A 13585-nucleotide genomic window follows, 5' to 3' on the forward strand; every position below is an offset into this window, starting at 1 on the left:
ATTACTCACCTCCATATTCTTTGGCACTAAAGACATCAAATTTCTTGGATACAAAGTAATACAAAATGCCTGCAAATCCAATAAGATAAGCTAAGCTAAAGCTAAATTCAAGAGTGTCTGGACTTTCAACAGAGGCCATTAATATCACCAAAGCTGCTCTTGTAGGATTGATAAATTGTACCCATTCAAACCAATTGGCAGTAATAATATGAAGGGCTTGAAGCAATGTAGGAATGGCAAGTACAAAAGTTCCAATAAATACCCACATTAGTAAATTGGTGAAATCCTGAGATTTGTAAGTAAATAAAATACCACAACAAGCAAAGACAAATGATACTAAAATGACACCACCAAAAATGCCAAAGTAATTAATGGATAAATCCCTAAAGATCACACCATAAATCAAAAGGATTGCTAATGTAATAACACTTGAAATAACGGTAGCAACAATCTTTGATATCAAATAATAATGCTTACTAATAGGCGTAACCATTAGACTTTTTAAGGCATTTTCTTGTTTTTCAAACATCATCCCTGCACCAATTAATAAGAATGACATCATTGTAGCATCCAGATATATAAACAGTGGAAAATAGGCATCTAAAGGGTTGACATTAATCAACTGAATCATAATAATCCATATTAATGAGGTGCCTAAGCTGGCATAAGTAATACCATACTTTAGCATTCTACTTTCTTCACATTTTAATAGCGTTATAAATTTACTCATAAGCATTCACCCCAGTAACTTTGATAAATATCTCATCAAGGGTCGTTTCTCCACTGTGAATTGTAATAACTTCTTTATTTCTAAGTATTTCAAAAAACCCATCGTTCTTTTGCAAAGTATCCATATCATATACTCTTGTCATCATACCATTATCATCTTTATATTCGACTTTTATTTCTCTTTTCCCATATCTTAGTTTCAAATCTTTTGGTGTACTAATCTCTCTTATTTCCCCATTGGTGATAAATGCCACACGATCACAAAGCTCTTCTACATCGTGCATCATATGAGTTGTTAAGAAAACTGTACCGCCATTGTCTCTAAACTCAGCGATCATATTTTTAACAATACGTGCATTTACAGGATCTAGACCACTTGTTGGCTCATCTAAAAACAACATTTTAGGATTATTAATTAAAGCTCTTGCAAAGTTCAATCTAGATTTCATACCTTTAGAAAATGAGGCTACTCTTTTATCTCTGTCTTCCCATAGCCCTAGTCTTTCAAGAATAGGCTGAATCTCTGCCCCATAAGGGTATAAATCACGGTAAAACTTCAAATTCTCAAGGGCTGTTAATTTTGAAAATAAAACTGGCATTTCAAACCCTACACCGATGTCATTAAAAATACTTTTATCGTAATCTTCAAGGTTTTTACCCATATAAGTAATTTCACCTTCATAATTCTTTAGTATTTTAGTCATTAACTTTTGTGTAGTGGATTTACCCATTCCTGAAGGCCCTAAAAACCCAAAGATCTCTCCTTGTGAAAACTCAAAGGAAATGCCTTTGATGGTATCCTCTTTATTGCCTGGATACTTGAATCTTAAATCGGAAACTTTAAACATAATCATCCATCCTCCCTAATTTGAAATGCCTTTTTTTATTATTTGAAACACACCATCGAATATTGTTCTTACTTCTTCTAATTCAGAATGTCTTTCATATATAAGTTTTATAGCCATATCCGATGTAGCGTTAGAAAACAAAAGTAAAATTGATTTATTATTAAGATCTTTACTAATGGCACCATTTTCTTTGTCTTTATTAATAATCCTTTCAAAAAATGGATAAAAACTCTCTAATCCTTGTTCAATCAGTTTCTTAATTTTCTTATTTTTTGAAGTCATTATATATGACCCAATGGTTAAATATTTGGGCTGGGAAAAGGCGAATTCTAATGCGCCATTAAATGAGCTATAATAAAAATCATAAAAACTCATATTCATTGCATTGTCCATAGTATCCTTTATATATGTTAATTTTTCAGTTTGTATAATATTAATAATATGAAAAATGACATCGTCTTTGTCTTCAAAATACTGATAAAAACTACCACGAGCTATCTTAGCCTCTCTAACGATATCCGCCACATCTGTTTCATCAACACCTTTTGAAGCAAAAACATCTATAATGGCCTCTGTAATTCTTTTTTTCTTCTCATCTGGTAAATTCTCAAATCTCTGAGTTGGCATTAGTACCTTCCTTTCAATAAAATTCAAAAGTGACACATCTGTCATCTTTAAGATACCATAAAAGTGACACACGTGTCAATCTTTATTGTTTAATTTTTATACTTTTTCAATAGCCTTTTATTCCTACTATAAATAGTGTTTAACAATGACAGCTTTTTTTTCATATGGTATAATTTAGAAAAACCTAAGATACATTAGATTTCATAGGAAGTCTATTTCATTAAAAACTCTATCACAATAAAATAACTTAACTTTAAGGAGTTGCTTACATATGAAAAACGATTATAGCTATCATGATAAAGTGGATATAAATAATTCTCTAAAACTAAGAGAATTAATCAATGTGCTCCCCCCTTTTGCATTTGAATTTTTTAGAGGCATTGAGCCAACGACATCCTCTAGGACAAGAATTGCTTATGCTTATGATTTAAGAATCTTTTTTGATTACATTCTTAGCTTTCATGATGATTTTAAAGAAAAAGCATTAAAGGATATGATTGTAGATGATCTAATGATTATCTCACCAACGGATATAGAGAAATACATAGAATATCTTAGTTATTATTATAAAGATGAGAAAGAGCATAAAAACAAAGAACGTGGCAAGGCAAGAAAAGTTGCTTCTCTAAGGACTTTTTATAACTACTTCTATAAAAAACAAAAAATCAGCGGCAATCCTGCTCTACTAGTAGATTTGCCAAAAATCCACGATAAAAATATTACAAGATTAGAAATTGACGAAGTAGCAAGGTTATTAGATGAAGTGGAGTCTGGTGATCAATTAACAACTTCTCAAAAAAAATTCCATAAACACACTAGAGACAGGGACCTAGCTTTGCTTACTGTACTTTTAGGTACAGGCATAAGGGTTTCTGAATGTGTTGGCTTAGATATAAATGACATCGACTTTGATGTGAATGGTATTCGAATTGTTCGAAAAGGTGGGAATGAAGTTATAATATACTTTGGTGATGAAGTCAGGGAATCTTTACTTACTTACTTGGAGATAAGAAATAAAGTTATACCTGCTACTGGACATGAAAATGCTCTGTTTTTATCCTTACAGAATAAAAGATTATCTGTTAGAAGTGTTCAAAATCTAGTAAAAAAATACTCTAAGGTTGTTACGAAGCTTAAGAATATATCTCCTCATAAACTGAGAAGTACTTATGGCACCAATTTATACCGTGAAACAGGTGATATTTATCTTGTTGCTGATGTCTTAGGACATAAGGATGTTAATACCACCAAAAGACACTATGCACAAATAGAGGATGAAAGACGAAGAAGTGCAGCGAAGGTTATAAAACTAAGAAATTGACATATCTATGAGATATAAAAAGAACAAATAGAACACAAAGGGACGCTTCTCCTGTGTTAGTGTTAAGTCAGAAAAAAATAAGAAAAGCCATATGGCTTTTCTTAAAAAATATATAAGGGGTGAGAACGAATCAATAATTAGATTCGTTGCTAGCTAAGTTAGGTATTATCAGATATTCTCCTGCAATTATTTTGTCAGTACTAAGATTATTAATCACTTTTACTTCTTGTATGTATGTATTAATCGTATAGTAATTAGCATCCATATTATCCTTTGCAATGCTCCAAAGTGTATCACCATATTCAATGGTTATAACACTAAATATCTTTTCTGGATGATCAATATTCCCTCTAACAACATTTGAACTATTGAAAAAACTAGATTGAATAAAAACAACACACATAATAATCAATATTATAATTAAACCTTTTCTTTTCAAAATAATCGCCCCCGAACATCTGTTTGTTTTATTATATCGAACATACATTCTATTGTCAATGGTTTTTTGCAAAAAAAGGAACATTTGTTTGTAATGTGTAAATTAATATGTTATAATAACTAAAACCTTAAGAAATTGTAAATTATTTCAATTTACCCATAAACACTATGCTACAAGTGTACAAAATTATAAAGCACAATAATTGTTGAGGTGAGAATTATATGAGTAAAGGAACAGACAAACAAGAAAAAATATTAAATTTCATAAAACAAGAATTACTTAATAAGGGTTATCCACCTTCAGTTAGAGAGATATGTACTGCTGTAGGTTTTAAATCTACTTCTACCGTACATGCACATTTAGAAAAACTTGAGGAAAAAGGTAAAATTAGAAGAGATCCAACAAAACCTAGAGCCATTGAAATAATAGATGAATCCTATAACCCTCTAAGACAAGAAATGGCAAGCATTCCTATTGTAGGTCGTATAACTGCTGGACAACCCATTTTAGCTGTCGAGAATATTGAAAGTTATTTTCCTATTCCTACGGAGTATTTACCTAATGAAACTACATATATGTTAAAAGTTGAAGGCCAAAGTATGATTAATGCAGGGATTTTTGATGGTGACTTAATTTTAGTTAAGCAACAAAATTATGCTTACGATAGAGATATTGTAGTTGCTATGTTAGATGATTCCGTAACAGTAAAAAGGTATTTTAAAGAAGACAATCATATTCGGTTACAACCAGAAAACGATTCTATGAACCCTATTATGGCTGAAAATGTATTGGTTTTAGGCAAGGTTATTGGATTGTTTAGGAGATTTTAGGAAAGTAGTCATTTCCTAGCATATAGTAAAAGTCTGAGGCTCTCGCCTCAGACTTTTTATTTTGCTTCTAATAATGCATCTACAATATTTATGACATAGAAGATTCTATGCTGATTGAGGTAATCGTGAATGACTACCGCCTCACATTCATCCCTAATGCCTTTAATGCCTTTTTTAATCCAAACAACTTCTGTAGTATAGTCATTATCTTGTGCCTGTTCTGTTATTTCAATAGCATCTTCAGAAGGAATGCTTCTTTTGTTATAGATAACTTCCTTATTAAAATCCACAACCCAGTCCCCTAATTCATACTTGACTCTCTCATTAACATAAGACACATTACAATCCTGCTCATAATTAAGATTATATAAAAATTTTAAATGCTTACTTCCATAGTTTGTAATCCAATTGTATTTATCTTTTATGTACATCTCATTAGCTTTTTTCTGAAACAGTTCTAATTGCTTTAATCTATCATTTTCTTTCATTTGTAATTCTTCTACCTCTTGTCTTAGCAGCTCTTTTCTTTCTTCAAGCATTACAAATTTTTCACGAAGTTTTCTAACCAATTCAATATAATATTCAAAAGCCTTTTGAATGATTTTATTGGGAGAATCCTTTACACTAAATGTGTAAAAATCACTGGTCTCATTGTTAATACATATTTCTAATTTAGGCTCTTCAATAACTACTCTATTGCTTGTAATTGGTAATTTATCATCTATAAATACTTTACCGGAAGAACTTACGATACTTTCCATATCTACAGGTAATCCAAATAAATAATATATATCATTTATATACGATAAATTAATATACAAATAATTTTGATATGTTCTCGTCGATAAGTTTTTAAAATCAACTGTTAAATTGATATTGGATAAATCTTTAAAATGGGGTATTAATTCAAATAATCTTTTATGAACATCTGAGGTAAGCTCATTCAAATTGAATGACTGCTCCCAAATCGTTATATCTCCACTCTTTTTTTTCAAAAACTTTTTTGGTACATTATCAGAGTAATAAATAAGATTATATATAGCCATTTATAAAACCTCTTCTCCCTCAAATCCTTGCAAGCAAGTTTGAAATTTCATTGTCATATCACCCTTGTAGCATGCCTTTCGCTATACTACAGGCACAAGGTTTCAATGAAAGCATTAATTTCAAATCCTTGCAAGCAAGTTTGAAATTAATACTTTCATATATATTTTAGAACTTGTACTATAATTGGTCAAGCACAAACTTTGTCGTAATATGAAAGGCAATAGATTATTAAGTCATCTATTGCCTTCTGTTTTAAATTCAACTACTATATTTAATTATTTACATCTTGTAAATTGATTTCTTTACCATCTCTCCATACTCTTTCAAGGTCATAGAACAATCTATCTTCTTTTCCAAATATGTGGATAATAACATTACCATAGTCTAAAAGAACCCATGTACCTGTTGAATATCCTTCTTTTTGCTTAGCAAAATAACCCTCTTTTTCTAATGCTTCTTCAGTATTATCAATTAATGTCTTTACATGATTAATATTATTACCATGAGCTATAATGAAATAGTCTGCTAAAACTGTAACGTCTCTAATATCAAGAACCTTTATATCTTCAGCTTTTTTATCATCTAATGCATCATAAATTATTTTAACCATATCTTTTGAATTATCACTCATTATTTTATCTCCTTTTTTATATAAAACAATACTACTTTAATTTATCTAGATAAAAATCATAGGTTTCTTTTGTTAAAGAATCCATTGGTCTCTTTTTTTCTTCTAAATAATCAATAGTATTTTTTAGTATTTTAATTAAGCATAAATCTAAATCAATAAAAGCTAGGGGCCTTAACTCTTCTAGATCTTTTTGTATTCTATTTGGCTCAATATAATCAGCCACATATATGATTTTATCTAATAAGGTCATGCCAGGCCTTCCAGTGGTATGATACTGAATGGCATCTAAAACTTCCTTATCTTCTACTTTGTATTTTGTCTGTGCAATTACTGTACCAACTTTTGCATGTAACAAATCTGGCCAATTCATTTCTATGGTATTTATATCAATATTGTTTTTTGCACATAGCTTTAATTTTTTGTTATTAGATAAATCTTTCCCACAATCATGCAATAAACCTGCAATTTCTGCTTTTTTTAAATCGTATTCATATTTCATAGCTAAACATATAGCTGTATATGAAACGCCGATAGAATGATTGTATCTATACATCTTTAAATCTTTTTTTAGCTTTTTTTTAATTGTATGTGTTTCATATTTCATCAAAACACCTCAAATTTATTTGTACAAATCATTCATGTATATATAATTTTCTACATCTTTAGGGACAAAATACTTTATGGTTTTTCCATATTTCACTCGATCTCTAATATCTGATGAAGAAATATCTATGGTTGGCATATTCAAAATATGAACAGAGGTTTTAAATTTTTTCTCTATAACTCTTTTTTGTTGCTTTAATCTATCCATGTTCTGATCATTTCTTGCAGCAACCACTAATTTACACATTGATAAAAGTATTTCTGGAGCTTTCCATTTTTCAATATTATAAAATGAATCGGATCCGATAATAAAATAGTAATCTGTATTATTATTTTCTTTTTTTAGTACTTCTAATGTTTCATAAGAATACGATATGCTTTTTTTATCTAGTTCAATAGGTGAAACCTCAAAATGATTATTGTCATCTATAGCCAAATCAACCATTTTTAATCGATCTTTCTTAGAAACAATTTCTTCTTCTTGTTTATGTGGTGGTATACCTGCTGGAATAAAAACCACAGAGTCTAGCTCCAAATTTTCATAAGCACTTTCTGCTAAGATTAAGTGTCCAAAGTGTATTGGATTAAAAGTTCCACCCATAATACCCATTTTCATTTTTTTATGCATAGCTACTCCTTAATAAAATACAATATAATTTCTTATTGAATTAAATAGTACATTAGCATTATTATTATTAAAAACATAATTCAATTCATCTATTGATGTAAATGGTTGATCTTTTCTAAAGGCAATTATATCTTCCACTATTTTAGTGGTTATATCTTTGTGTAATAAAAACAATTCTTCTTTAGAAGCAGTGTTAATATTGGTATAAAAACTGAAGAGTCCAACACTTTTTTTATAATCAAATTGCAATTGATTCGTATTTCTATAAAATACATTAGGATTAAATCTTTTCCCTTCATCTTCAGTTAACTTCAAATAACCAACCACTAAATCTTTGCTGGCTAAGTTAATATTAATAAATGTTTTTGTATTATCTTCTACTATAATATATGGTCTTACTTCATTATAGAGACTTGAACCAATAACAGAAACTAAATCTTCTTCTTTATATATTGGTCTTGCCTTTACAATTAGTTCTGCAAAGTGTTTTTTTGTGTTATAATACATTTCTCTTCTACCGAATAATGATATTAATTCATTCAAAGATGCTGTATTAATATTTGTAAATGCTGTAAAGTTTGTATGTTCAAATTGTAAATCAACGCTAGTTACATTGGTCCCAAAATGTAATATCTCAGACACATTTTTATAAATATAATTATGCTTTCTCACATCAACGATTTGATTTGCAATAGAAGCTGATAAATTTGATGCATCAACAATTTCCTTGGCAGTTGCAGTATTAATATTTATAATATTTTCATTCTGTATACTTCTCTTATTATCTAATGTTATAAATCTTTCAAAATAGGAATAATCTCTTGTTATAGGCTTTAAATCCTCAATAGTCTTTATATCATTAAATAATCTATAATGGACCAAGCTATCTAATGCCACTTTTTGATTACTCGCACTAGGAAACAATGTTTGTAATTCATATTCATTTGCATATTTAACATTTGTTACTACAGATATTTTATCTCTATTTTTATTAAACCAATTATGATTAATAAGATGATCCGCAAACTTTATTTCTTCTATTGAATTAAAAGGATTTCGATTTCTATAATTTATGATCCTTGATGCCATATAAGCATTGGTATCTTCTAATAAATTCATTAATTGAGTCTGGGAAGCTGTATTAATATTAACTCGGTTTTTTTGTTCAAAAAATGAACTTCCATCCTCATTCCAAATGCCAATCAAATTACTCTTTGCGTATTCCTCTGCTCTTTTCAAGTAATGATAGCGTTCAGTTTGTGAATATCTGTCATCTACTTTTGCTAATCCCATTTCGATTAGATTCAAATTAAGCAAATCATTATATTCAAGGTATAAATACACTTGTTCAAAATTATTACGATCTACAGGTAATTTGTTTTGATTACTTCCCCTACTTAATATAAAATTCTTTCCTAGCAAATGATTGTGGGCATAGTCAAAAGCTTCTTGATTACTTTCAGTATTTACACCTATTAAACGTACTATTTTTTCTGTAGGCTTATTACCAAGATTATCTATTACTTTAAAAACTTCACCATCAATGATCTCAATAATTCTAGCAACAGTTATATTGTCTTCTCTAAAATCAAGATAATAACTTGCACCTACAGTCCCAATATTAATAAAGCATATGGATACAATTAATAAAACTGAAAAAAACTTTTTCATTAGTATATCCCCCCTATTTACTATAATTTAATATTATAATTCAATTTTTGGTTTATCTTTTGATTTTTTGTATAATATTATCTTTCTACCAATTACTTGAACAACAATAGATTTGGTTCTTTCAGATAAAACAATTGCCATTTCTTTTGGTTCTTCATAACAATTCTTCAATACACTAATTTTAATCAACTCTCTAGCTTCAAGGGCCTCTGCAATTGCTTTTGTTAAATCAGGTGTAATACCTGATTTGCCTATTTGAAATATTGGTTCTATATTATGAGCAAGACTTTTAAGTTGTGCTCTTTGTTTACTTGTGATTATCATCATATACCTCCTAGTATTATTTATTTATAAAAATCAAACTCAAGATCATAAATTTGTACTGTGTCACCTTCTTCAATTCCAAGTTTTTCCAATTCTTCGATAACCTTGTTATCACGTAAAAACTTCTGGAAGAAGTCAAATCCTTTTTCATTATCTAAGTTAGTATATCCTAACATTCTGTCAATCTTAACACCTTCAACTGAATATAGGTGATCTTCAATTTTTTCTACCTTTATAGGCTCATCGATGTTAAGTTCATCCTCAATAAAGTATTCTTTCTCAAATACAATTGGTTCATCATCTAACTTAGAAAGGATTTCTCTTACTTCATTTAACAGTTCTTGTACCCCTTTTCCTGTTACAGCAGAAATAGGGAATACTTTTATACCATGTGGCTCAAATTCTGCTTTTAACTCTTCTATTGGCTCATCTGAATCTAAGACATCAATCTTATTGGCTGCGATTACCTGAGGCCTGTTAAGCAATTCTTCATTGTATGCTGCCAGTTCCTTATTAATAGCTTTTATGTCTTCTACTGGATTTCTACCTTCTACTGAAGCTGCATCTACTATATGGATAATTGTTTTAGTTCTTTCAATATGTCTTAAAAACTCAAGACCTAAACCAATCCCTTCACTTGCCCCTTCAATTAATCCAGGAATATCAGCAATAACAAATCCTTTGCCTTCTTTAAAATCTACAACACCTAAATTTGGACTTAAAGTTGTAAAGTGATAATCTGCAATCTTTGGACGGGCATTTGTAACTCTTGATAAAAATGTTGATTTACCAACGTTTGGAAACCCAACCAATCCTACATCTGCAAGTACTTTCAACTCTAATTTTACCCAAATTTCTCTAGATTTTTGTCCTGGTTGTGCATATTCAGGTGCTTGCATTGTTGGTGTGGCATAATGTTGATTCCCTTTACCACCGCGACCACCTTTTAAGATGATTTCTTCCATACCCTCTATCGCTAAGTCGGCAATAACTTTACCTGTTTCTTCGTCTTTAATTACAGTACCTTTAGGCACTCTTATAATAAGATCCTCACCATCTGCACCATGTTTTCTCTTTTTCATTCCGTTTTGACCATTTTCAGCTTTATACTGTTTGTTGTTTCTAAAATCAGAAAGGGTGTTAAGTCCTGAGTCCACTTTAAAAATGATGTCTCCGCCTCTACCGCCATCTCCACCATCTGGTCCACCATTAGGGATATACTTTTCTCTTCTAAAACTTACAGAACCGTCTCCACCTTTACCAGATTTAATAAATATTTTCACTCTATCTATAAACATTATTTCACCTCTATTAGACTAATGTAGATTCATTTTAATATAGTATGTCTTGTTAATAAGGCACCAAATTCTTACTGTTTTTTCCATGTTTATTATATTACATTTATCGTCAAATTTATAGTATTTATGAACATTTAATTGCAGATTCCATATTTACTTATTATTGTACTATTGCTCCATTATTATAATACAAAATGAACATATATTTTTCTTTTGTATCCCTTATAATTTATTCCCTTAAAAACAAGACTAAACAATGAACCCACTTAAACTTACATTATTATCCATTTATCAAAATGTTAAAATAAAAAGCTTCAAGCCATTTGACTTGAAACTTTTTTAAGAGAAGAAATTATTAACAAGTATTAATTTCTTATTATTCGTTTGAAGCTACTGGGTATACAGAAACTTGTTTTTTGTCTCTGCCTTTTCTTTCAAATCTTACAACACCGTCAACAAGGGCAAATAAAGTATCATCTCCACCACGTCCAACGTTATTTCCTGGATGGATTTTAGTACCACGTTGTCTGTAAAGAATGTTACCAGCTCTTACTACTTGACCGTCTGCTCTTTTTGCACCTAATCTTTTAGATTCTGAATCCCTACCATTTTTAGTAGATCCAACCCCTTTTTTATGTGCGAAAAACTGAAGGTTAATTCTTAACATTGGTTACACCTCCTTAAATGAGACCTGTATATATTGCGTTCCATATTCACTTTCAATTCCATTTAAACCAAGTATAAGTGTATCTAGTAACAATTTTGTTTCTTTAGATACCTTATTATTAAACTTAATTGTTATTAAGCCTTCTTTTTCATTTTCATCTATATGAAATGAATCAGGTGTAAATGACTCAATGGCATTCACTGTGTTGATTATAAGAACAGATACAGCAGCGCATATAACATCATTGCCGTGTTCACCATAACCAGCATGGCCTTTTGAAGTAAATCCAATAATATCTTGGTCTTTTTTTATAAAATTAACTTTAATCATAATCGATCCTATGCGTTAATTTTTTCAATTTTTATTTTTGTAAATGGTTGTCTGTGTCCTTGTTTTTTGTGATAACCTTTTTTAGGTTTATACTTGTAAACAATGATTTTTTTGCTTTTTCCTTCTTCTACTACAGTAGCTGTAACAGAAGCGTTAGCCACTAAAGGACTTCCAACAGAAACAGATCCATCTTTGCTTACCATAAGAACTTCGTCAAAAGTTACTGCTTGACCAGCTTCTACATTAAGTTTTTCAACTTTAAGTGTATCACCTTCAGCAACTTTGTATTGTTTACCACCAGTTGTTATAATAGCGTACATATAGGCACCTCCTATCGTCCTAGACTCGCCGAAATATGGTGACTGGTATTATTTACCAATGCTTAAGACCTCTTCGAGCGGCATACCACTAATGAATGATAGCATAAAGGGTAATTCAAGTCAAGTATTTTTTTAAACTCACTATACATTAAAATTTAAATTATCAAACTATAACGCCTTCCTTTAAGAATGCAGATACATATTTTCTTTGTTTTTTTATACAGACTTTTAGCCAATCCTTTTTAATTTTTTCACATCACCTTAATTCTATTCTTATAACCTTAAAGGACATCCTTCTTATTTTTTTCCAAATGTATATAGCATTCATTAATGTACTTATAAAATATTGACATCTATATTAGTATATATTACAATTACATACATACTATTCATATATGTTTTATAGGAAATTAAGATTTGTTATTCTTTAGAATGTTTTTTACCAAAGCAAAGGTCATAAATTGAATTTATAGAATTATAAAATATACATTAAGAAAGGAGCTTTCTATGGAAACTTCAGTTAATATAATAAGCAATAATAAAACTTTAAGAGGGGTTTTACATACACCAGATATTCAAAATAGTAAGTATCCTATAGTAATGATTTTTCATGGATTCGGCGGGAATAAAATGGGACCACACTTCCTATTTGTAAAACTATCAAGATTATTAGAAAAATACGGCATCGCAAGTATACGCTTTGATTTTGGGGGAAGCGGTGAAAGTGATGGTGAATTTATTGATATGACCTTAGATAGTGAGTTAGAAGACGCAAGAAATGTTTTAGATTATGTTAAATCATTAGAACAAATTGACCCATCCAAAATTGGGGTCTTAGGATTCAGTATGGGGGGCGCTATCGCTAGCTTGCTAGCAGGAGAAAATCCTAATGAAATAGATAGGTTAACCCTCTGGGCTCCTGCAGGAAATATTGGAGAAATTGTAATCAATAATTTTATTGGAAAGGGCTATTCTGACTTCGTAAAAGATGGCTATTACAACTATGAAGGATTAAAATTTGGCAAAAACTTTGTTGAGAATGTTACCAGTACGGATGTTTTCAATCTGGCTTCGCCCTATACTAAAAAAGTTCTATTGATTCATGGCAACGCTGATGAGGTTGTTTCATTAGAAGCTTCAAAAAAATATCTTAAGATATACGGAAGTTCTTCTGAATTAATCATCATAGAGGATGCAGATCATTTATTCAGTCATCATTTATGGTCTGATAAGGTATTAGAAAAAACAGTTGATTTTTTTGTTGAGACATAG

17 protein-coding genes are annotated in these 13585 nt (G+C 30.1%); 3 read left to right on the forward strand and 14 right to left on the reverse strand.

All coding sequences use genetic code 11. From position 1 onward, the window contains the following. Position 1 precedes the first annotated feature (1 nt). From EDC18_RS07175 to EDC18_RS07185, 3 genes are read right to left on the reverse strand one after another with little or no spacing between them, the layout of a single operon-like run. Positions 2-730, reverse strand: coding sequence for an ABC transporter permease (locus tag EDC18_RS07175; protein WP_165878512.1), 729 nt, complete (start codon positions 728-730; stop codon positions 2-4). After that, positions 723-1577, reverse strand: coding sequence for an ABC transporter ATP-binding protein (locus EDC18_RS07180; RefSeq protein WP_132252062.1), 855 nt, complete (start codon positions 1575-1577; stop codon positions 723-725). Before EDC18_RS07180 ends, EDC18_RS07175 begins: the two co-directional genes overlap by 8 nt. Positions 1578-1592: 15 nt before the next feature. Next, positions 1593-2204: a TetR/AcrR family transcriptional regulator gene (locus EDC18_RS07185; RefSeq protein ID WP_165878513.1), complete on the reverse strand. Its 612-nt coding sequence runs from the start codon at positions 2202-2204 to the stop codon at positions 1593-1595. A 271-nt stretch (positions 2205-2475) separates the two neighbouring features. On the opposite strand from EDC18_RS07185, the gene EDC18_RS07190 reads away from it, so the two are divergent. Next, positions 2476-3525, forward strand: coding sequence for a tyrosine-type recombinase/integrase (locus tag EDC18_RS07190; protein ID WP_132251723.1), 1050 nt, complete (start codon positions 2476-2478; stop codon positions 3523-3525). 130 nt (positions 3526-3655) lie between these two features. Here EDC18_RS07190 and EDC18_RS07195 read toward each other — a convergent pair whose 3' ends face one another. Further along, positions 3656-3964 (reverse strand): LysM peptidoglycan-binding domain-containing protein, encoded by a 309-nt coding sequence (locus tag EDC18_RS07195; RefSeq protein WP_165878514.1) that lies wholly within the window; start codon positions 3962-3964, stop codon positions 3656-3658. Positions 3965-4185: 221 nt separating this feature from the next. On the opposite strand from EDC18_RS07195, the gene lexA reads away from it, so the two are divergent. Then, positions 4186-4794, forward strand: a complete 609-nt coding sequence (gene lexA, locus EDC18_RS07200; protein WP_132251727.1) for a transcriptional repressor LexA — start codon at positions 4186-4188, stop codon at positions 4792-4794. A 56-nt stretch (positions 4795-4850) separates the two neighbouring features. On the opposite strand, the gene EDC18_RS07205 is transcribed toward lexA, so the two are convergent. The 10 genes from EDC18_RS07205 to rplU all read right to left on the reverse strand — a co-directional run bounded on the left by EDC18_RS07205 (position 4851) and on the right by rplU (position 12313). Further along, positions 4851-5840: a hypothetical protein gene (locus tag EDC18_RS07205; protein ID WP_132251728.1), complete on the reverse strand. Its 990-nt coding sequence runs from the start codon at positions 5838-5840 to the stop codon at positions 4851-4853. A 272-nt stretch (positions 5841-6112) separates the two neighbouring features. After that, complete coding sequence (rsfS, locus tag EDC18_RS07210; RefSeq protein ID WP_132251730.1) at positions 6113-6472, reverse strand: ribosome silencing factor; 360 nt, start codon at positions 6470-6472, stop codon at positions 6113-6115. Positions 6473-6503: 31 nt separating this feature from the next. Then, a complete protein-coding gene (gene yqeK / locus EDC18_RS07215) occupies positions 6504-7076 on the reverse strand; it encodes a bis(5'-nucleosyl)-tetraphosphatase (symmetrical) YqeK (RefSeq protein ID WP_132251732.1) in 573 nt (190 codons plus the stop codon). 15 nt (positions 7077-7091) lie between these two features. Next, on the reverse strand, positions 7092-7703 hold the full coding sequence (gene nadD / locus EDC18_RS07220) for a nicotinate-nucleotide adenylyltransferase (RefSeq protein WP_132251734.1): 612 nt from the start codon (positions 7701-7703) through the stop codon (positions 7092-7094). A gap of 9 nt (positions 7704-7712) precedes the next feature. Continuing rightward, positions 7713-9374 (reverse strand): helix-hairpin-helix domain-containing protein, encoded by a 1662-nt coding sequence (locus EDC18_RS07225; RefSeq protein ID WP_132251736.1) that lies wholly within the window; start codon positions 9372-9374, stop codon positions 7713-7715. Between the two features lie 33 nt (positions 9375-9407). Next, positions 9408-9692 (reverse strand): ribosome assembly RNA-binding protein YhbY, encoded by a 285-nt coding sequence (gene yhbY / locus EDC18_RS07230; protein WP_132252063.1) that lies wholly within the window; start codon positions 9690-9692, stop codon positions 9408-9410. Positions 9693-9718: 26 nt separating this feature from the next. Beyond that, positions 9719-10996 (reverse strand): GTPase ObgE, encoded by a 1278-nt coding sequence (gene obgE / locus EDC18_RS07235; protein WP_132251738.1) that lies wholly within the window; start codon positions 10994-10996, stop codon positions 9719-9721. 376 nt (positions 10997-11372) lie between these two features. After that, the gene (rpmA, locus tag EDC18_RS07240; RefSeq protein WP_132251740.1) at positions 11373-11663 is read right to left on the reverse strand and encodes a 50S ribosomal protein L27; all 291 of its coding nucleotides are present in this window, start codon (positions 11661-11663) and stop codon (positions 11373-11375) included. A gap of 3 nt (positions 11664-11666) precedes the next feature. Then, positions 11667-11993 carry a ribosomal-processing cysteine protease Prp gene (locus EDC18_RS07245; RefSeq protein WP_132251741.1) on the reverse strand — a complete coding sequence of 109 codons (327 nt, stop codon included), beginning with the start codon at positions 11991-11993 and terminating at the stop codon, positions 11667-11669. A gap of 8 nt (positions 11994-12001) precedes the next feature. Next, on the reverse strand, positions 12002-12313 hold the full coding sequence (rplU, locus tag EDC18_RS07250; RefSeq protein WP_132251743.1) for a 50S ribosomal protein L21: 312 nt from the start codon (positions 12311-12313) through the stop codon (positions 12002-12004). A gap of 507 nt (positions 12314-12820) precedes the next feature. On the opposite strand from rplU, the gene EDC18_RS07255 reads away from it, so the two are divergent. Continuing rightward, positions 12821-13585 (forward strand): alpha/beta hydrolase family protein, encoded by a 765-nt coding sequence (locus EDC18_RS07255; protein WP_132251745.1) that lies wholly within the window; start codon positions 12821-12823, stop codon positions 13583-13585.

The organism is Natranaerovirga pectinivora, assembly GCF_004342165.1.
GTDB lineage: Bacteria > Bacillota > Clostridia > Lachnospirales > DSM-24629 > Natranaerovirga > Natranaerovirga pectinivora.